This is a genomic window from Bacillus sp. FSL R10-2780, assembly GCF_038006125.1.
GTDB lineage: Bacteria > Bacillota > Bacilli > Bacillales > Bacillaceae_G > Bacillus_A > Bacillus_A cereus_U.
Genome location: NZ_JBBOUQ010000001.1, coordinates 524247 through 546979 on the forward strand (window position 1 = coordinate 524247; position 22733 = coordinate 546979).

Consider the following 22733-nt stretch of genomic DNA (forward strand, 5'->3'; position numbering starts at 1 on the left):
TTCAACTAACATTATATAAAATTCCTACGGTGTACGTAGCTTGTGTATGTCTTAAACCAATAAGTATAATATGGAAGTTCAATATTTAAATGTAGATAGCAGGCCATCTTTTTAAGAAGGAAGTTACAAACATTTGTGAGAACATCCACCTGTGAGAGCAGGTTTATGGACATCTATAGATAACGGCATATGTGGGACTATATAAAAAACCTTACGTTTTATACGTAAGGTTTTTTTGTTGAATAAATATGCTCATGTTATCTCGATTTACCTGTAAAGTTTCCATAATAAATATAGCACTTGCGGTCTTCATCAATTTCTCTTGAATCTAGGGTGAATTCCAAATGTATTCCATCCCGTTGAATATATATAATATCTGAATGGAGAGAGGGTAAGATGTCCTCGTAATTCCACACATCTTTACTTTCTATCATAATTGAGCTTGCTTCCTTTAGTTCTCGAATTTCAAAACCTATGTGCGAGTATGTAGGATCTGAAGGGTCGTTGAAAAAAACTTCTTTTTGTATATATAACACTGCTGTCCCGTTTGGATCTACTGAAGTTGCAGTAACGACATATGTATTTCCATCTTTTATAAAATATTCACAAGTCATGCGCGCGACAATTTCAGAATTAGAAATATTTGCGTAGTTCCATAAAGCCGGATACCCGTTAGTTTCATCATAGAGCCGATATTCCAATCGCATTTTATCCCTCTTCTTCCTTTTTCTTCTACTTTATCATGACATCTTATATAATAGAAATATAATTTAAAAAGGGGAGTGCAAAGGTGACAAAAACGAAATGGCTAGTAGGTGGTGTTCTGACATCTTTAATGACGGGCACTTTATTTGGCTGTGCGCAAGATATTCCCCCCGAACCGAATGATAATAGTTGTTCTGATTGGGATTGGGATGATGAGCTTGGTGTTTGGCAGTGTGATGATAGTAGTTCAGGTTATCGTGGACATTACTTTTATGGTGGTAAATACTATCAAAATAAATCCACCTTCAAAAATTCATCAGCGTTTAAAACTTATCAATCTTCGGCCGAATTTAAAGGTGGAATTGGAAGCGGTTCAAAAGGTGGATTTGGAGGTTAAAATATGTCGCAATACATAAAGAAACGAAAAGGATTTTATTCGAATTATCCGCATTTCTGGTCGGATTTATATGAATGTGAGTATAGTTTGTTTCATGTTTTTCCAATAACAGAGCAAACGATGAAACAATTACAATTAGCAACTGAACGAATGGGGAAAATATTTTTTAAGACTGCTAGACTTCTTCGGGATTTATCTAATGAACAGCTTCTTGAACTTGGTTTTCCAGATGCAAGCTTGCCTTTTATTAGACTGAAAGGAATGTATCCTGAATCTGTTATTTCACGATTTGATTTTGCTTTAACAGATGATAATCGTATTAAAATGCTTGAGTTTAATAGTGACACTCCAACTTTTATTGTGGAATGCTTTCAAATGAATGGAAAAGTTTGTGAAAAATTAGGCTATGATGATCCAAATGCAAATCAAGAGCGCTTACTTTCTTCCGGTATTACAAAAGCCGTAATGGAGTTTACAAAAGGAATGGAAGATCCAAATGTTGTTTTCACAGCTCATCATGAACATATAGAAGATTGGAATACGACTATGTATTTGAGTGGGCTATGTCATGTTGAAAATAAAGTGATGCCAATGACAGAACTTAGAATTACAGATGATGCTTTAGTAGATAGAGATGGTGTACCAATTGATGTTTTGTATCGCCAAACATATCCAATTGAAGACTTAATTGAAGATCAAGATCCCGAAACGGGGGATTTGGTGGGAGTAGAACTTTTGCAACTTGTAAAAGAAGGAAAGCTTTTTATTATAAATCCTTTGTCGGCCTTTTTAATTCAGCCGAAATCAATTCAATGTCTTATTTGGGGATTAGCAGAAGAAGGTGCTTTTTACACAAGTGAGGAACAAAAGTGGATTAAAGAATATATGCTTCCTACATATTTTGAGCCGGATTTATTTTTTGGGAAAAGTCCTTTCGTTCAAAAACCTTCGTTCGGTAGGGAAGGTGACACGATTACGATTCGTGATAAGGATACAAATATTATGATTCGAAATGCACATGAAACGTATAAATCGTCACTTCCTATATTTCAGAAATATACAGAGCTTCCAGTTGTATTTTTGGAAACTGAAAAAGGAATTGAGAAGCTGTCATACGTGTTTGGGGCTTTTTTAATTGCTGGAAAAGCGAGCAGCATCGGTATACGTGCCGGAGAAAAAATTACGGGAAATGAATCGTATTATTTACCGGTAGGTATTAAGAAGGAGGAAAATAAATGATTAATTTTTTACTATATTTAGCAGTATCACTTGCACTTTTATGTATCGGTCTTTTTCTTATGGAAGTGACAACGAAAGTTAAGGAATTTAAGTTAATGGCTCAAGGGAATAAAGCGGTAAGCTATGTACTTGGAGGAAGATTACTTGGTCTTGCTATCGTTTTATATTCAACGGCTGCTAATTCTATTTCAATTCTTGATATGGTTTCATGGGGAGCTGTTGGGATATTAGCTCAAATTATTGTCTTTTATTTAGCAGAATGGCTTACACCACGTTTTAATATTAATAAAAGTCTTGAAGAAGATAATCAAGCAGTTGGTCTTTTCCTTATGTTTTTATCACTTTCCATCGGAATTGTAATTGCTGGTTGTGTAACATATTAAAACCCTTACATTTTAACGTAAGGGTTTTATTTTTCATGTGCTAATTTTTTGCAATATGTGCTTAATTAATTTATCCCGCTATTTGTGAGCAGTAAAACTTCCACCTCAAAATTCAGCTGGAGCAAAGAAGTTAGTTGGGAGATTAACTGCCCGTAAAAGCCCGATTGGTGAAGGGTAATAATCAGTGGGCGATGAACAAAACCCCCACTGATTAAAGTTTCACTTTATGTAGCCGAACGCTGAGAAGGATGCGTATTAGTGTACTAAACTCGAGATAGTTGTTGTAATAAGGAAAAGTTTCCATACAAAGTGTTGACATCTATTTTAAATAGGAGTAACATTTTCTATATAATTAAAATAAGTCTCTGTTAGGTGAGGCTCCTGTATAGAGAAATGCTACTGCCCAAAAATGTCGAGAGACGCCAATGGGTCAACAGGAATGATCGAATTAAGGTTTTTCTTAACGTAGCTGGTAATGAACCTATGCTATACAGTGCTAAAACTCGGCGAGGGAGAGGTCCGTAGATTTCTAATTATATTATATTGGGAATCGCTTATTTGTGTATGCAATGACCTTTGCTCTCTTATGAGTAAGGGTCTTTTTTGTTACCAAGCTATGAGTAATTTCATAGTATAGATTATAACTAAAAAATTAAAGAGGAGGTGAGGAGCATGTCAAATTCTGACTCGGTTCCGTTACCCATATACTTCAAATCAAAAATATATGATGTAGGCAGGAAACGACTTGTTCCTCCCTTTATATTTATCATAATGTAGCGTTTATTCGAGTATTTAAGCGCTAGACACTTTCACGGTGAAGTGGATAAATTGAGAAACAAAGCGTTTCTTCCTATGTTGTAAAGGAGGAGACGATAATATGTTATATGTAAATAAAAGTGTGGGTAACACTCCGTATAAATTAAGTAAAAAAGCAATGAAAGAACAAACAATGCTTCAAAAAAATAAAGATTTATTAATTGAAATCGCAACAAGAGATGTAAAATCTGTATTTGCGTATTTTAAAACAACAAGAGACGGACTATCTATGAAAGAGGCACAAAAACGTATTCAAGTATACGGCCGAAATGAATTAACTTCAAAAAGGGCGCGTATTGCGGAAGTAATGATGAAGCTAAGTGGAATGATTCCAGGTCTTTCAAAACAAAATGTGCATGATGAATTACAATGTGAAACAGTTACTGTTTCTAGAGTAGTTGGCTGTAGCGTAACAGGACTAAACAGTGAACTAAAAATGATGAAATTACCAGTACAAGAGCTTGTACCTGGAGATATGATTTTTCTTGCAGAGGGCGATACAGTGCCAGCAGATGTACGTATTATTTATGCAAATGATTTATTAGTAAATGAATCTATGCTGACAGGAAACGATGCTAGTATTGAGAAATTTGAAAGTTGCTATCATCTTGAACGTAAACGATTTATTCCATTAAAACGGATGAAAGACTATAATCCACTTGAACTTGAAAATGTATGTTTCAAAGGTACGTATATTGTTGACGGAAATGCAAAGGCTGTAGTTGTTTCGACTGGTAAAAATACGTATTCAGGAATACTTCATACTTGTTGCGGTAGAATGTCTTAATGTGTTAATGATGCTAAATATACAAAAACAATGTATAATAGACAAAGTTGAACAAAAACGTAGAATGGTAATCTATATATAACCTTACGTGATAACGTGAGGTTATTATTTTTTGTTAGTAGGAGAGGAATTATGAAAAAAGTATTATTAGTTGATGGTATGGCACTATTATTTCGTGCTTTTTACGCAACAAGTGTATATGGACAATTTATGAAACGACAAGATGGTACCCCAACGAATGGGATTCATGGTTATATGAAGCATTTATTAACAGCAACACAAGCAATCGAACCAACGCACATTGTAACGTGCTGGGATATGGGAAGTACGACATTTAGAACGGAATCTTTCTCGAATTATAAAGCAAACCGTGCAGCACCGCCGGAAGAATTAATTCCGCAATTTGATTTAGTACAAGAAATGACCGCGAAATTATCTATGCCTGTAATCGGTATGAAAGGTTATGAAGCGGATGATTGCATCGGTACGCTTGCAAAACAATATTGCAATGAAGCGGAAGTTTATATTTTGACAGGTGATACAGATTTACTTCAACTTGTTGATACGAATGTTACAGTTATGCTTCTTCGTAAAGGAATTGGAAATTACGAGTATTACACACCGGAAAAAATCATGGAAGAGAAAGGTGTAGAACCTTGGCAAATCGTGCATGCGAAAGCTTTCATGGGAGATACAAGTGATAATTATCCAGGTGTAAAAGGTATTGGTGAAAAAACAGCGTATAAGCTTATTCAAGAATACGGCACAGTATCGGCAGTACTAGAAAATATAGCATCATTAACGAAAGGGCAGCGCACAAAAATTGAAAGTGATTTAGAGAATTTAAATATCTCTTTACAATTAGCGCAAATTCATTGTGAAGTTCCAATTTCATGTTCGTTAGAAGAAGGGTTACACACAATGAACGAAGAAAAACTACGATTCGTTTGCGGCGAAATGAATTGGGGAAGACCTGAAATATTGATTAATATGCTTTAAAGGGTATGGAAAGGTAGATCAAACATAATTTTGATCTATCTTTCTTTTTTGTTCACAAAGTTGTCAGAATATAAACTCAGTTTTCATATGAAGTTCAAATGGATTTCACAACAATCAATTATTATAAGTCTACACAGATAATTACTTATCTTTTAAATAAACCATCCTTTGATAAGTTATTTGTAATCGTTAAGGAGGAAACTGACAATGCGAAAAAAAGTGAGAAAATCTTTTAAACAATTATTAATAGAAAATAAACAATCACTATTAAGTAATAAAGAAAATATGAAAGAAATTGAAGAACGGATTGAGAAACGGCATGTGTCGTATAGTGGTGCTAATAATTAAATAAAGTAAAAAAATTTAACTTTATTTAAATTAAAAATTTTCAAATCGCAATATATTTGAAAATAGAATATGTAGATGATATTAATACACCTTGTTGGATTAATGCAAATGTATTTCAATCTATTTTTATTGATGGTTGCCAGTATGGAATAGAAGTCGATGGAAATAGCGATTTACCAAATGAAAGTTCAGGAAATACATTTCATGATATTCAAGTGCAATGTAGACAACAAACGAAAAAAGCGTAGCCTATGGCATGAAAAAGAGATTGTAGTTTGGTTTAAATCAAACTACAATCTCTTTTATTTATTTGAATTAATTCCACCAAATCCAAGGCCCGAAATATTTTCGTATGTTCCGAGGAGTAATTCGTATAAAGCGTTCACCGTCAAAGAAGCAACTTAAGTTTGGTAAAACACGCTCTATATTTGGTGGGAGGAAAGAGACGATGTTTTTGTTACTTACAATTGTTATTGTTATAGGTGGTTCGGCAGGAGATGTTTGAAGTTGTAAGGAAATATTAGCGGTGTTTATAAATTTATTGTTTACTGGCTGATCCATTACTTGTACTGTGAATGACACAATAATTACTTCATTTGGTTCAAAGTTAGTTGCAACTAGGAATCCGAAATTTGGATCAGCTAAAGGAAGTGATATGCCGTCAACTATAACGGATCTGCCAATAAATCGTAAACCTGCAGGAATGGTGTCTTGTAAAGAAATGTTTGTAATTGAAAATTCCGAGGTATTCGTAATATGCACCGTATAATCAAAGTATTGGTTTAAATAAGCTGAGCTAACGGAAGCGTTTTTAAGCACAGTTGCAGTTATAAATTGAACTGGTATGCGAACAATGTTCGAATTAACGATGAAAGTAATAATCGGATCCTGTGGCGTCAGTTGGAAAGCAGCTGTAACTGTTGCAGAATTGATAATTGTACTGTTTGAAGGGATAGAAGTTACGAGAACTTTAAATGTTATAGTTACTACTCCATCTGCAGGTAAAGCTCCGATATTAATACCAGTATCTGGACGGATATTTGGGATTTGGGTACCGTTAATGGTTACACTATTTTCTATAAATGTTGTACCAGCTGGAATCATATCTAAAACGGAAGTATTTACTGTAGGAATTGGGGAATGATTAAATATCTCTAATGTGAATGTAATAATATCTCCTATAACGACAATAGATTTGTCAGCGTTTTTCTCAATGCGCACCATTGGATCGATGAGTGTTGTTGTAACGGTATTTGTTTGCTTTGTAATTGTAATAGGTGGTTCATTCGGATCAATGGTAACAGTATAGGAAACAGAAGCATCGTTATTGATTGCAGATTGAAGAGTCGAAGAAGATATTGTTATTTGGAACGTAATGATAACAGATTCATTAGGAGCAAGATTTCCTAATGTAATACCATTTTCGGGATTTGCATTAGGCTGATTGATTCCGTTAATTGTAACACTGTTAGTAACGAAGGTTGTATCTACTGGTACGGTGTCTATGGCAAGAAGATCTTCAATCGTCACATTACCGCTATTAGAAATTGTAATTGTATACGTTAAAGTTTGACTAGGTAATGCATTCGTGGCATTAACAGATTTTATGGCAACAACATTATCATTTTGGACAGTTGTTGTGACAGTATTTGTTGTAGTCGTATTTGTAACAGGTAAGTTATTTGGGTTGACTATATATTTAAAAGTAGTAATTGCTTGGTTGTTGAGTTCATTTGGTGTTGGAATAGAAGTCACAGTTACTTGGAATGAAGCGATAGCACTTTCGCCTACAATTATAGTACCAATTGGTATGCCGCTTATTGGATTAACTCCCGGAAGAGTTTCTCCGTTTACAATGACGCTATTTTCTATAAACGTAGTACCTTGAGGAATAATATCTTGAATGATTACATCATTTGCTGAAACATTACCAGTTTGATTTAGTGTAATCGTATACGTTAACGTATCACCGACCGTTGCAAATGCAAGGTCAACAGCTTTGTTACTAGTCAAATTTGCGTGATTAATTTCTGTTACGGCAGCTGCTGAAATAATAGTTTCGGTAATAGGCGGTCGATTCGGTAACGTGTATTCATATTCAATTGTACTCGTGTTAGAGATTGGATTTATTTGCGGAATCGAAGTAACCCGTACTTGGAATAGAATAGTTGCTGTCGTATTAGGCGGAATGTTATCAATTTGTATACCGCTAAGTGGGTTGTCATTTGGACGAGCGTTGCCATTCACAATAACACTATTCTCTATAAAGCTCGTATTTGCTGGAATGATATCTGTAACAATAATGTTTTCCACTTGTATATTTCCGTTATTTATGATGGGAATTGTATAAGGGATGATAGTTTGTAGGTCAGCGTATTGGATTGGCGTTGTTTTTGTCGCAATTACATTAACAGAAATAACTTCAGTGAAGGTAATATTACTAGTTGATATTTTTTCTTCACCATTTATTGTATAACGAGAAGTTGATTGATTTTGAATGTGACCGCTAGCTGGAAGAGCTACCACGGTAACAGAAAATGTGACTGGGATAGAAATGTCAGGAGCAATCGTTCCTACAAGTATACCGGCACTTGGATTGGCGTTAAGCTGAGGAATATTATTTACTAAAACGCTACCGTCTATAAAGGTTGTTCCATCAGGAATATTGTCTGTAAATACAACAGCAGTAGCATCCGTATTCCCTGTATTTGTTAAAGTTGTTGTATAAGTTAAAATGTCACCAATTGTTACAGAAGTCAAATCAACAGTTTTAAGTGAAACGATATCAGCATCATTAATTTGAACGAAAGTAGTATTGGAAGTAGTAGATTTTTGAATTGGTGCAAAGTCAGGGTTGAAAATAAAGTCGTAGACGATGTTTGCAGTATTAGGTGTTGGATTTACAGCTGGCAAATTCGTAACGGAAACTTGGAATGTTATTGTAGTCGATTGCCCTGACGCGATGTTAGGAATGGAAAAGCCGATATTTGGATCTGCTGCAGGAAGTACCGTATTGTTAACTATTACGCTTCCTGGAATAAATACTGTTCCATCCGCTATAGTATCTGTAAAAAAGATGGAGTTAGTTGTAGTGGATCCGTTATTTTGAATGAATACTGTATATTCAATGGTTTCGTCAATATTAGCTAATACTTTATTAGCGGATTTTGTAGCGATAAGAATAGCATCAATAAATTGTATATTTGTACTATTGGAAGAGGTCGTTTCTGAAATAGGTGGTAAGCTTGGGTCTGGTTTATATTCATAGTGAATGACGGCGATATTATTAATGTTATTTTGAGAAGGTATAGAGACTACATTTACTTGGAACGTAACAATAATCGTATTATTTGGAAGAATTATATCAAGGGCGATTCCGGTAATTGGATTTTCGTCAGGTCTTGGTATGCCATCCACAAGGATGCTATTTGGAACGAATGTGGTCCCAGCTGCAATTGCGTCAATTAGGAGAGTATTTGTAATAGGTACTGTACCAGAGTTTGTAACTGCGACTGTATATGTGATGATTTGACCGATGCGTGTAATGGATCTATTGGCGGATTTAATTGCACTAACATTTGCCGTCCGCACTTCAGTGTTTACTGCATTTGGTAACGATCTACGCTGAATAATTGGAGAACTAGGGTCAATTTGGTATTCATACGAAGTGTCTGAAATATTAATGACTGTATTGCCCGAAGGTATACTTGTAAGTTGTACTTGGAATGAAATAGTGACTGTTTCATTTGGTTGTATCGTGCCGAGAGTTACTCCGTTTTCAGGATTCGCGCCAGGCTGAATCACATTATTTATTGATAAGCTATCTTCAATGAATATAGTACCTTCTGGAATGTTATCAATGAACACAGTATTATTAGCTGGAACGGTTCCTATATTTTGTAGTGTATTTGTATAGGTAATATTTTGCCCGATTGATATGAAAGTTACATCAGCACTTTTAACAGAAATAATATTTGCGTTTTGAAGCGATGTTGTAACAACGTTAGAATTTGCAGAGCGATTCACTGGTGGGGCTGTAGGGATACTTACATATTGGTAATTTGCAGATGATTGATTTACAATTTCGGTTTCAGTAGGTGGATTATTTGTATGCACTTGAAATAGTATCGTTTTGGAACTGTTTGATGGAATCGTTTCAATCGGTATTCCGTTTTCTGGATTTACACCTGGCTGAAGGACACCGTTAATTGTGACACTATCGGGAACGAATGTAGTCCCAGCTGGAATAGAATCTGTGAAAATAATATTTATTGCGTCAACATTGCCGATATTTTTCACTTCAGAAATATAAAGTATAGTTCCACCAATATCTACAGTTATTGGATTGGATGTTTTTGTAATTGTCAATTGTGCTTGCACGAAATTTGTAATGACGATATTACTTGTAGATGTTTCAGTAATAGGCGGTTGCCCTGGGTCTGGTTGAATTGTATATGTTGTATTGGATTGATTTGTAATCGATTCTTGCGAGAATGGATCGTTAATAAGAATTTGGAACGAAATAAGGTGAGTAGCGTTTGCTGCTAGGTTAGGCAAAGTAACACCTACATTTGGGTTGGCACCAGGTATAGCTGTTCCGTTAAGTGTAAAACTATTTTCTACGAATGTAGTACCATCTGGAGTAGAATCTAAAAATGAGAGATTAGTTGCTGAGATATTTCCGGTATTTTCTAATGTGATCGTGTAGGTCAAAATATCGCCCGTTGTTGCTTGTTGTACATTGACTGCTTTTAAAGAAAGGATAGTCGCATCTGAAATTTGTGTGAAAGCTGGATTAGACATAATTGTTCGAGAGATGATTGGAGTAGTTGGATCGGCGATAAAAGTATAGTCAATACGGGCTGTATTAGAAATTGGATTCACACTTGGAATGAATTGAACGATAACTTGGAATGTGACGGTGACGATTTCTGATGGCGCAATGGCGTTTAATGGTATTCCTACGTTTGGATCGGTGCCTGGAACGGAAACGGTATTAATGGTCACGCTATTAGGAATAAGTGCAGTTCCTTCTGGGACCAAATCTGTTAAAATAACTGTATTTGTAGTTGTATTTCCGTTATTTCGAACGACTACTGTGTAAGTGATTGTACCGTTTGTAGATTGTACGAGAGAATCTGTATTTTTAGTTGCGGATAACGATGCATCAACGACAGCTGTATTCACCGTATTAGATGAGGATGTTGCTGTAACTGGAGGTTGACTCGGATCTACAATATACGTGTAACTTGTAATGGCTTGATTTATAATCGCCCCTTGCGGTGGAATAGAACTAGCAAGAAATTGGAACGTAATAGTAGCAGAATCACCTGGTGCGATAATACCAACTGGAATACCGAGAGTTGGACTTGCATCTGGAAGCGGAATTCCATTTAACGTAACACTATTTGGAACGAATACTGCACCTACAGGAATTCCGTTAATGAGTAATACAGAATTTGCAGGGAAGTTTCCGGTATTCGTTAATGTTGCTGTATACGTAATTACATCTCCGATAGATACAATTGTTCGATTTGCTTCTAAAACAGTTGTAACAGTAGCGTTATTAATTTGTGTTGAAGCGCTATTAGAACTTATTGTGCCTGTAACAGGAGGAGCAGTCGGATCAACAATGAATGCGTATTGAATAGATGCAACGTTTGTAATTGGGTTTGAAGGTGGAGTAGATGTAACTATGACTTGGAAAGTAACAGTTAATGAACTGTCTGCGTTAACGGTTCCAATATTAACTCCGTTATTTGGATTTTCCCCTGGAATGGTACTTCCATTTACAGAAAAACTATTTTCAACAAAAGTCGTTCCAGCTGGAATAATGTCTGAGAAATTTAAATTCGTAGCGTTTGTATTGCCGCTATTTTGAATCAAAACTGTATAAGTGATCGTGTCTGCGATATTTGCAAAGGCTGTATTAGCAGTTTTTACAGCTGAAAGTATTGCTGAATTAATAGAAGTAACGAAGACGTTCGTTTCCACATTACCAGGTTGAGCCTGTAATGAATTGCCTACGTTATATTGGAAGTTAACAAATCCTAAGTTTTGGAGTTCAGGTGTGAAAGTTGTTGGATTGCTTACGATTTGAACTTGGAATACAATTGTTACGATTTGATTTGGATTGATTGTATTTATGCCAACACCGTCAATGATAGAAACGGATGGTAATGAAGTGCCATCAACAATGACTGATCCTGCAACAAATTGTGTCCATGTCGGTAAAGGGTCTGAGAAAATAACGTTGTTAGCAGGAATATTTCCTGTGTTGGTTATAGTAGTTGTATACGTAATCGTATCACCAATAGTGGCAAAAGTTTTATCTCCTATTTTAATAGTAGTTAAAATAGCACTTTCAATTTTTGTTGTAACGTTGTTAGAAGTAATGTTTTTTGAAACTGGAGGATTTGCTGGATTAACGATATGTTGAAAGCTAACGCTAGCCTGATTGGTAATTGGATTTATAGGCGGAATTTCATTTGCATTAATATGAAATGCTACGATGACAGATTGGTTTGGCGCGATATCACCAATTGGAACGCCTGTAATTATGTTTGCATTTGGGATGCTAGTTCCGTTAAGTGTAAAACTATTCGGTTCAAAGGAAGTTCCGTCTGGAATAAGGTCGGTAAAAATAACATTAGTTGCACTAACATTTCCGCTATTTGTAATTGTAACGGTGTAGACAATATCCTGCCCGATATCTACCGTAGATACATTTGTGCTTTTTTGTGCTGTAAGAATAGCGGTATTAATTTGTGATGTCGTTGTATTAGATTGATTGGAAGTTATAGTAGGTGGCTGGTTAGGATCAACGACATAATGATATGTGCTAGAAGCAGAATTGGTAATTGGATTAAGTGCTGGAAGTGTAGTAACAGTTGCTTGGAATGTGACAATTGCCGCATTACCACCATTAATTGAACCAATATTTACACCGGTAGATAAATCGGCATTTTGGATGGTTTGCCCGTTAACTGTGAAACTATTCGGAACGAAAGTTAAATTGCTATCAAGAATATCAATAATGGTTACATCAGTTGCAGTTGTATTCCCTGTATTAGGAAGGTTAAGTGTAAATGTTATTGTATCACCAACATCCGCAAAAGTAAGGTTTGCTGTTTTTGTGCTAATAATATTTGCGTTGTTTATTTGAAGAAGTGTAGTGTTGGAGGTAGCTGTATTCGATACCGGCGGGTTACCTGGATCAACAGTAAACTCATACGTCGTTGATGCTGTATTCGGTGCTGGATTTATAGGTGAAATACTGTTAACTATAACTTGAAAGACGATACTATATATTTCAGTTGGTGGAAGTGTTGCAAGTACTACCCCTGTATTTGGATTCGCATCAGGTTGTAAAATGCCATCGACAGTTAATGTGCTCGGGATAAATGTAAGCCCAGATGGTAATACATCTGTGAATACAATGTTAGTAGCATCGGTATTACCCAAATTCGCAATAGAAGTAGTGTAAAAAGCAGTTTGCCCGATATCTGCATAGGATACACTTTCATTTTTCGTCATAGATAATATTGCTTCTTTAATTTGAGTTGAAACAGGATTACTAATTGAAGTTTCCGCATCAGGTGGTGAGACTAATTGGTACGATGTCGATGAGAAGTTTACAATTGGGTTTTCAGTTGGTAATGAGGTTATGGTCACTTGAAATGAAACAGTTACTGTAGTCCCAGCTGTGATAAGTCCGATATCTACACCATTCGCAGGATTTGCTCCCATTTGAGGAACACCGTTAATAGAAAATGTGTTTGCAATAAATGTAGTTCCACTCGGCATTGTATCTGTGAAAATAACATTTTGTGCGGATGAGTTTCCATTGTTTGTTAAAGCAACAGTATAGGTGAGTGTGTCTCCGATGCGGCTAAATGATTTATCGACTTGTTTTAATGAAAGAATGGTAGCTGTATTAATTGTAGTGAACACTGTGTTTGAAATAACAGTCCTTGAAACAATAGGGGCATTTGGGTCAGCGATAAATGTGTAAGAAGCACTAGCGGAATTGGCAATAGGATTTTGAACAGGTGTAGAAGTAGCGGTCACTTGAAATGCTATAGATATTGAGTTGTTAGGAGCAATTGCTCCAATCGTTATACCTGTATTAGGATTAAGTCCAATTTGCGTGATGCCATCTATTGTAACGCTATCAGTAATAAACGTTGTACCATCTGGTATAAGATCAGTGAAAGTAATGTTAGTTGCATTTGTATTACCACTATTCGTTAAAACGGTCGTATAGGTAATGGTATCACCAAGTGTTACAAGTGTTTGATCGACTGATTTTACCATCGTTATCATAGCGTCAAGTACAGGGTTTGTAACGATATTAGTTGAAGTAGAAGTTGTAACAGGAGTTCCGTTTGGATCAACAGTATAAGAATATAAAATTGTGTCATTACCCATAATCGAATTTGAAGGAGGAACAGAAATAACATTTACTTGAAAAGTAACAGTTACTGTTTCGCCAGGTGCGATATTTGGTATATTTACTCCAAGTGCTGGTTGTGCGTCAGGTTGCTGGATACCATTTATTGTGACCGAATTGGGTATAAATGTAGTGCTAGCCGGAATAGCGCTTGTAAATGTTACATTTGTAGCTGGTGTATTTCCTGTATTCGTAATAGTAGTTGTATACGTAACTGTATCACCAACAGAAATAATAGATTTATCAACACTTTTTGTTGTAGTTAATATTGCGCTATTTATTGTCGTAGTAACGGTATTAGATGAAGCGGTTTGTGTTATAGCCGGTTGACTTGGATCGACAATATGCTGAAATTGTACAGAACTAAAATTAGAAATTGGATTTATACTTGGAATGTTTGTAGCAAGTACGTTTATCGTAATAGTAGCCGTACTACCGGGATTTATATTTCCAATCTGAATCCCGTTCGCTGGATTGCCTATTTGCTGTGTACCAGAATCATTTGTAAGAGTTCCGGATATAAATGTCGTTCCGTCAGGTAAAGTATCCGTGAAAATTATATTTTGTGAAGTGACATTTCCTGGATTACTTAATGTAATTGTATAAGAAATTGTATCGCCGATCGTTGCAAAAGTTTTATCTACAGATTTAACCAGTGCAATTTCCCCGGAATTTATTTGTGTCGAAACAGAATTGGATGTTGTACTTCGTGAAACAAGTGGTAAATTAGGTCCTGTCATAAATTGATAATTAATAGAAGCACCGTTTACAACCGGTGAGTTTGGCCCACCGGGTCCGATTGTAAAAATTGGATTTGGAATACTAACTACTTGAACGCGGAAGGTGACGTTTATAAAGTCCTCTGCGATAATATCCCCAATTGGTATCCCGTTCGCTGGGTTTACCCCAGGTAATAAAACTCCTCCTACTCGAACGCTATCTTCTATAAATACTGTATTATTTGGAATCAAATCTGTAAAAATGATATTAGTAGCAGTCGTGTTTCCGATATTTTCTAATAAAACTGTATACGTTAAAAATGAATTTCCGGGTGCTATGTCAGAAAATAGTCGATCCACACTTTTTGTTGCTTGAATAATTGCTTCGTTAATTTGAACTAAGACCGGATTACTAGTAGCTGTTTCTGTAACAGGCGGCTCGGTAGGGTCAACAATGATAGAGTATGTTGTGCTAGATTGGTTCATCGTAGGGTTTGAAGCTGGTATTGAACCGACAATAGCTTGGAAGGTAATGGTTGTCGATCCTCCAACTGGAATTAGGTCTAAAGGAACCCCACTATCTGGCCTAAATCCAAGTTGTGGGATGGTATTAATTTGTACGCTATCAGGAACGAAGGAAAGTTCAGTAGGTAATATATCTATAAAAATAGGTGTATTTGCAGTTGTATTTCCGCTATTGGTAAGGGTGGTTGTATACGTAATTGTATCTCCAACAGCAGCAAATGCACTGCTCGCAGTTTTTGTTGCGATAACGGAAGCAGTATTTACTTGTGTAAAAGTTTTATTGGATTGAACTGTTCGTGAAACAGGTGGTTCATTTATATCTACAATAAAACTATATTGAAGCGATGATTTGTTAGGAATTGGATTAGGGTTTGGAATCGTTGTAATGTTTACTTGAAAACTGAGTGTAACCGATGCATTTGAATTCATGTTACCAATATTGATACCGTTTTGTGGATTTGCATTCGGGACGGTTACACCATTTATCTTAAAGCTATTTGGGACAAAGGCAGTACCATTTGGAATCGAATCTGTAAAAACAATGTTGTTCGCAGTTGTATTTCCTGTGTTTGTAACAGATGAGGTGAATGTAATCGTATCACCAATCGTAGCGAAAGTTGTACTCGCATTTTTATTTAAAACTAAAGTAGCATCAACAATCGGAGTAGCGGTCGTGTTTGTTACAGTGCTACCAACAGCAGGTGACTGGTTTGGATTAACTGTATACTCATAATTTACAAGGGCATTATTCGTTAAAGCACCACTAGGGGGAATTGCGAGTATTTTTACTTGGAATGTAATGAATATAGTATTTGCTGGTGGAATATCGTTTAACGGAATTCCTAGTGAAGGATCTAACCCAGGTTGTGAAACGTTATTTATCGTAACAGAATCCGGGACGAAGGATGCACCTGGTCCAAGTCCATCTGTTAAAACTGTAGCACTAGCAGGGATATTTCCTGTATTTGTAACTGCAATCGTATAGGTGACGATATCTCCAATTGCAGCTTTCGGTGTATTCACTGACTTAGTAGCGATGATCGTAGCATTATTAATTTGCGTTGTTATTAAGTTGCTTAACGCATTGGCGGATGCTGGAGGTAAGTTAGGGTTTACGATATATTGGTACGTTGTATTACTTTGGTTCGGGATTGGATTTGGATTAGGGATGGAATTCACTTTTATTTGAAACAAGATTATAGTATTTGCATTCGGATTGATTGGATCAATTGCAATTCCGTTAGCAGGATTTGTATTCGGGAGTATATTCCCGTTTACTGTGACACTATTAGGAATAAACGATGTCCCGTTTGGAATTACATCTGTAAATATCACGTTTGATGCAAGTATGTTCCCATTATTCGTTAAGGTAGTCGTGTACGTAATAATATCATTTACGTTAGCAAACTGTTTATCTACAGATTTTGTAGCGGCAACCGTAGCATTATTAATTGTTGTCTGTACAGTGTTAGAAGAAGTCATTTGCATTACGGCTGGTTTGGATGGATCGTACGTGTATTGGAATGTAGTGCCTGATTGATTAGTAATGGGATTAATGGATGGAATAGCTGGTACATTCACTTGAAAGGAAACAGTACGTGAGGAGTTTGCTCCAATTGTACCGATGGAGATGCCGTTTGCTGGATTAACATTAGCTACAGGCACATTATCAATTGCTACACTATCTGGAATGAAAAGTGTACCACTTGGAATAACATCCGTAAAAATAACATTAGTAGCCGGAATATTCCCGTTATTTGTTAGTACAGTTGCATACGTAATGCTATCACCGACATCAGCAAAGTTTGTACTTGTTAATTTATTCGCTACGATAGTAGCAGTATTAATTTGTGTAGTTACTATATTGCTAGAGGCGTTTTGAACGACAGCAGGTAAACTTGGATCAGCGATAAAGCTATATTGAAGTGAAGCGCTATTTTGAATTGGATTTGGTGAAGGTATCCCATTTGCACTAATTTGGAAGACAATTGTTGTAATTCCGCCTGCTGGAATTGTACCAACTTGAAGACCGGCACTTGGATCTGCGCCTAGCTGTAAAGCACCGCCTATAAAAATACTATTTGGTACGAGAGTAGTTCCAGGAGGCAGTATGTCGGTAACAACAACAGTATTTGCTGTAGTATTGCCAAGATTAGCTAAGGAAATTGTATATGTGATTGGTTGCCCGACATCGGCGATAGTTAAATCGACCTCTTTGACAATAACTACATTTGCTAAATTAATTTGTGTACTTACAGTGTTACTTAAAGATATTTCTATAGTTGGTGGGTCGCCCGGATTTAGAATAAAGCTATACTGTGTACTAGAGGAATTTATTGTTGGGTTTTGTGTTGGTAAAGAGGTGACAGTTACTTGATAAGAGACGGTAAGTGAGCCGTTAGCAGGAATGGAAGGTAACGGAACACCGATATTTGGATCTGCGTTATTTTGGAGTACACCATTAATAAGGAAAGTGTTTGGGATAAAGATAGTGCCATCGGGATTTGTATCTACGAAAGTTGGACTATCAGCAGAAACACTTCCTGCATTCGTTAAAATAACGGTATAAGTTAATATATCCCCAACGGTAGCGAACGCTCGATCCACTGTTTTTGCCGAAATGACATTTGCATCATTTACTTGAGTAAATGTAGTGGTTGAAGTTGTGTTTGCACTTACAGGGGAAGCGTTTGGATCAACGATAAAGTTATAGGAAATGGAAGCGCTATTTGAAATAGGGTTAGGATTTGGAATACTAGTTATTAATACTTGGAATGAAGCTGTAATGGTAGTGCCAGCGTTGATACTGCCAATATTGATGCTAGCTGGTGTAACGCCCGGCTGAGTAACACCGTTAATCATAACACTGTTTGGCACAAAGGAAGTACCATTCGCAATGGAATCGGATAGTAATACATTGTTCGCTGCAACGTTTCCGTCGTTTGTAAGAGCAAATGTGTAAGTTAATACATCTCCAACTTCCGCAAACGTTTTATCTACAGATTTAATAGCATGAAGATTTGCTAGTCTAATTGTCGATGTAACAGAATTAGAATTTGTTGTTTTTGAAGTTGGTGGCAGGCTTGGATTTACAGTGTAAATATAAGAGGCGAAAGCGTTATTAATGATAGGGTTTTGTGCAGTAATGTTAATGACTGTTACTTGGAAGGATAAGGTGAAAGTAGCTCCGCCAGGAATTGTGCCGATAGGTAAGGCAACGAGAGAATCTACATTTTGCAAAACGCCATTAAGAGTTACAGAACCTAGAGTCAATATCGTTCCGTTTGGAAGTGGATCTGTTAGTTGAACGTTATTAGCCGCCGTATTTCCACTGTTTGTAATAAGGATTGTATAACTTATAGTTTCGCCAATTGTGGCAAATTGTTTGTTTGTAGATTTTGTTAATGTTAAATTCGCATTGTTAATTTGAGTGGAAACGAGATTGGAAGAAATGTTTTTTGTAACGGGTGATTGGCTAGGGTTGACGGTGTATTGATAAGAAGCGCTTGATCCGTTAGATACGACATTTGACGCGGGTATTGTGTTAACTACTACTTGAAATGAAATATTTTTGGTTGTGCCAGTTGGGATGGATCCTATGTTCACACCATTAGCGGGATTTGCTCCAACTTGTGTCGTGCCATCTATTGTTAAACTGTTTAAGACAAAAGTAGTGCCAGTGGGAATGATATCCGTAAAAATAACATTGTTAGCAGTCGTATTACCTGTACCTACAAAGGAAACTGTATAGGTCAGTGTATCGCCAATATCAGCAAAGTTTTTATCCACTGCTTTCGCCATAGTTACAGTAGCATTATTGACTTGAGTAGATACGGTATTGGTCATATCAGATCCATTTACTACTGGTTGGTTTGGGATAGGAACGTATTGGTAAGTTGTCGTACCACTATTTAAAATTGGGTTTGTTTGAGGAATAGTCGGGACAGTTACTTGAAATGCAATAGTAGCGGTAGAATTTGCAGCGATGGTTCCAACTGATATGCCGTTTGCGGGATTCACTCCAGCTTGAGTAACGCCGTTAACAGTGACACTCCCTGGAATAAAAGTAGTCCCGCTTGGAATCGGATCCGTATATATAACGTTCGTTGCCGCAATATTTCCTACATTAGCTAGGGAAATACTGTAAGTTAACGTTTCGCCAATATCGGTAAAGAGTTTGTTAACTGATTTTGTTCCATTAATATCTGCGAGGTTAATTTGTGTTCCGGCAGAGTTGCTTGTTGCAATACCGTTAAAAGTCGTTCCCCCAGCAATTGGTGTATATTGAAATGTAATAGTAGCGGTGTTAGAGATAGGGTTTTGGCTTGGAAGAGAAACGACAGTCGCTTGGAAAGTTATTGTACGAGAAGCATTATTATTAATTGTCCCTAAGGATATACCGGCGATAGGATTTGCGTTTGTTTGTGGTACGTTATCTATCGTTACGCTTCCAGGTATAAAGGAAGTGCCGTTAGGGAGAATGTCTATAAAAGTAACGTTATTTGCGGGAAGAAGCCCAGTGTTAGGGACAGTAACTGTATAAGTAAGAACATCCCCAATTGCAGCAACACTTTTATTCACGCTTTTCGTTGCTTGTATATTAGGTGAATTTATATTAATTTGTAAGCCAACTGTATTCAACATATATGCATCGCCGTTAGTTGTTAAACGGATTGCAGCGGAGACTTGGGAATTTGTTAAATAAGGAGAGATATCAATAGAAGTAATGTCCCAGCCTTGTCTACCAGCGGAGATGTTTGTACTTGTAGAAGCACTTTGATTTCGCGTTCCAAATGTACCTGTTGTATCTAAGTTTCCTGCAGCATTATTAATTTGAGAACCAAAGAAATTATTAACAGCGTTATTTGGCCCGGATAAAGCATTTAATGAACTGAAATTTGGTCCAAATAATGCTTGATCCCCAGTTAAATCAGCATCCCCTTCAGTAGAACTTATAAATAATCTCCCGCTTACAGGTCCCCCTGCAGGTGTTAAAAACCCTGAGACAGATACATCTGCACTACCAGTTTCTACAGAAACACGGTTACCAGCTACGTAAATTGTTAAATTTCTTGCGGGTAAGGAACCGTTTTGATAAGCGACAATGAGCGTCCATCCAGAAGAATTGATAGCCCCGTTAGAAGCATCTAAAGGATCAACCAGTCCAGGGACAGAGCCGGTTGTATAAGATCCAGATCCAGCAGCTTGAACGAGTGAGGTTACATCTGCTGATCGTGTATAAAATCCAAATGTGACAGATCCAGAAACGAAAGTTTGATTTGAAGCTGTAACAGCTGAAGGAGTAATCGAGTATGTTGAAACAGGCGTTGTGAAAGAAACTGGGTTTCCTAATACACTCGTAATGTTTTGATCACGAGATAAATAGTTCCCGCCCCAAACGAGTTCGGCGTAAAGAATAGTACTACCAGCAGGGATATTCAAAATAGCGGTAGAACTATTTTGTGTATAGTTTAATGTTGTACCGGCAGGAAAAGTAGTTACTTGTAAAGCGGTATTCGTAGTTACGAATGCACCAATTGCACCGATTGTACCAGCACGGTTTTGATTACTAATTTTACTTAAACCGAGTGTGTTTCCTGTAATAGCGAGTGCGCCGTTAGTGGTGGTAGAAAATCGATTCGTAATGGGCATGTGGTCACCTCATTTACATTATAGTCTTGGTCAAAATAGGATATGTGTATGACAGATAAAGGGAAACATGTACAAGTTGATTCGGAAAGAATGATTCAAACGTCTAAATAATGAGGTGGAGAATGATTGAATTGGCGTTTAGAGTGGAGCGTCTTAGGGAAGAAAAAATAGGGGATATTGTAGCATTATCTTCTTATATTGGGTGGGATTATAACAGAGAAGAAATTGAGACGATTTTGAATACGGGTATAGTATATGGTGTGGTAAATGCGAAGGAAGAGCTTATTGCTAGCGCGGCAATTATATTATACGGGGAGGCATTAGCTTCTATCGGAATGGTAATTGTACATCCAGATTATAAAGGAAGAGGGATTGGAAAGATAATAACGGATTCATGCGTTAAAAGCGTATCAACTCAAATCCCAATTATGCTTATTGCTACGGATGAGGGGAAGCCTTTATATAAAAAACTAGGATTTAGAGCTGTTAGTTATGTTTCTAAATACATATGTAACTCGTACAATGCGAATTATCATTGTGTAGGAAATGAAGAGCATATTGTGAATTATGAAGAATGTGATTTAGAAGAAATAATACAAATAGACGAAGATGCATTTGGAACAAATAGAGAAGAGTTTTTAAAGTATCGAATTATACAAAGTGAACAATGTATCGTTATAAAGGATACAAAACAAAATGTATTAGGATATGGTATAAGTATACAAACGCCAGAAAATAAAATAATAGGACAGTTGTTGGTAAAAATGATGCGATGGCAATGAGAATGGTACATTATTTAGCAAAAGGGCATAATGGTAAATTAAGAATGGATGTACCAGAGGGAAAGAAAGATTTCGTGAAAGAATTAGAGATTAATGGTTTTCAAAAGGTGAATAAACCACCAATTATGATAAAAAATAGTGATCAATTATTAAAAAGGAATAGTGAACTATATAGCATTACAGCGCAAATTTTTGGATAAAAAAGAATCCTTTTCACGTAAGGATTCTTTTTTATGGTAAATTTACTCACGATATTGGTCATGAGTTGGTTGAAAGAGGTCTTCCTCGATAGGTCTTACCATAGAAAAATGATCAACGTTATAATGGCCGTGTAAAGTTTTATTATGATGATTAATGATTTGCTCTGCAGACAATACGTTAGAATCAGTTGTTGAATGGCCATTTGTAATTAATGTAACATCAAAGCCTTGTACAGTTGCTGTCCTAACAGCGGTGTCAATGCAATGTTCTGTTTTACAGCCACCTATAACGAGATGATTAATCTTCTCTTCTTTTAAAAGTTCATACAAAGAAGTACCGTAGAATGAATTTGTTGCTGCTTTATTAATGAATATTGCAGATTGAGGTGCTTTAATTTGATTATGTACTTCAAAGCCCACGCCGCTACCAGAAGCAACATCGGTATCTCTTACGAAAATAATAAGGGCATTTGAATCTATTGCTTTCTGTACAGCTGTATTTAGTGTAGCTAATAGCTCAGTTTTACGAAAAACTTCATTTTCTTGTTCATTTCCATCAATAAGTTCTTGCTGAGCATCGATAATTAATAGTGCTTGTTTCATCGTGTCTCCCCTTTAATATAAAATAAGTGCCACTGTACATATTCCTTCATGTTGTAAGGAAATCCTCCATTGTTAACGAAGTAGACGATTGCTTTACAAAGTTGTCAAAGAAATTTCATTCTCATA

General features: G+C 36.4%; 9 protein-coding genes, 1 other RNA gene, 2 pseudogenes and 1 riboswitch. Of the genes and pseudogenes, 9 read left to right on the top strand and 3 right to left on the bottom strand.

Features of this window, described 5'->3' with window-relative positions:
- Positions 1-18 precede the first annotated feature (18 nt).
- Positions 19-202, top strand: a non-coding RNA gene (gene ssrS / locus NSQ47_RS02805) — 6S RNA.
- Positions 203-257: 55 nt separating this feature from the next.
- Here ssrS and NSQ47_RS02810 read toward each other — a convergent pair.
- On the bottom strand, positions 258-707 hold the full coding sequence (locus tag NSQ47_RS02810; RefSeq protein WP_341036035.1) for a hypothetical protein: 450 nt from the start codon (positions 705-707) through the stop codon (positions 258-260).
- An 83-nt stretch (positions 708-790) separates the two neighbouring features.
- Here NSQ47_RS02810 and NSQ47_RS02815 point away from each other — a divergent pair, with 83 nt between their 5' ends.
- The 7 genes and pseudogenes from NSQ47_RS02815 to NSQ47_RS02845 form a co-directional block, all read left to right on the top strand.
- Complete coding sequence (locus tag NSQ47_RS02815) at positions 791-1102, top strand: hypothetical protein (protein WP_002158538.1); 312 nt, start codon at positions 791-793, stop codon at positions 1100-1102.
- A 3-nt stretch (positions 1103-1105) separates the two neighbouring features.
- On the top strand, positions 1106-2341 hold the full coding sequence (locus tag NSQ47_RS02820; protein ID WP_341036036.1) for a glutathionylspermidine synthase family protein: 1236 nt from the start codon (positions 1106-1108) through the stop codon (positions 2339-2341).
- A complete protein-coding gene (locus NSQ47_RS02825) occupies positions 2338-2724 on the top strand; it encodes a DUF350 domain-containing protein (RefSeq protein ID WP_002117799.1) in 387 nt (128 codons plus the stop codon). The genes NSQ47_RS02820 and NSQ47_RS02825 overlap by 4 nt, the downstream gene beginning before the upstream one ends.
- 357 nt (positions 2725-3081) lie before the next feature.
- A riboswitch (M-box (ykoK) riboswitch) is annotated at positions 3082-3247 on the top strand.
- A gap of 354 nt (positions 3248-3601) precedes the next feature.
- On the top strand, positions 3602-4327 hold the full coding sequence (locus NSQ47_RS02830; RefSeq protein ID WP_204207937.1) for a P-type ATPase: 726 nt from the start codon (positions 3602-3604) through the stop codon (positions 4325-4327).
- Positions 4328-4459: 132 nt separating this feature from the next.
- Positions 4460-5326 (top strand): 5'-3' exonuclease, encoded by an 867-nt coding sequence (locus tag NSQ47_RS02835; protein WP_078173021.1) that lies wholly within the window; start codon positions 4460-4462, stop codon positions 5324-5326.
- Positions 5327-5533: 207 nt separating this feature from the next.
- Positions 5534-5674, top strand: a complete 141-nt coding sequence (locus tag NSQ47_RS02840) for an FbpB family small basic protein (protein WP_002158534.1) — start codon at positions 5534-5536, stop codon at positions 5672-5674.
- Positions 5675-5703: 29 nt separating this feature from the next.
- Positions 5704-5919: pseudogene (locus NSQ47_RS02845) on the top strand (hypothetical protein); the annotation flags it as partial.
- 70 nt (positions 5920-5989) lie between these two features.
- Here the strand turns inward: NSQ47_RS02845 and NSQ47_RS02850 are convergent.
- The gene (locus tag NSQ47_RS02850) at positions 5990-21022 is read right to left on the bottom strand and encodes a DUF7507 domain-containing protein (protein ID WP_341036037.1); all 15033 of its coding nucleotides are present in this window, start codon (positions 21020-21022) and stop codon (positions 5990-5992) included.
- Between the two features lie 122 nt (positions 21023-21144).
- On the opposite strand from NSQ47_RS02850, the pseudogene NSQ47_RS02855 reads away from it, so the two are divergent.
- Positions 21145-22004, top strand: a pseudogene (locus tag NSQ47_RS02855) (GNAT family N-acetyltransferase).
- Positions 22005-22046: 42 nt separating this feature from the next.
- Here NSQ47_RS02855 and NSQ47_RS02860 read toward each other — a convergent pair.
- Positions 22047-22607, bottom strand: a complete 561-nt coding sequence (locus tag NSQ47_RS02860) for a cysteine hydrolase family protein (RefSeq protein WP_341036038.1) — start codon at positions 22605-22607, stop codon at positions 22047-22049.
- Positions 22608-22733 lie beyond the last annotated feature (126 nt).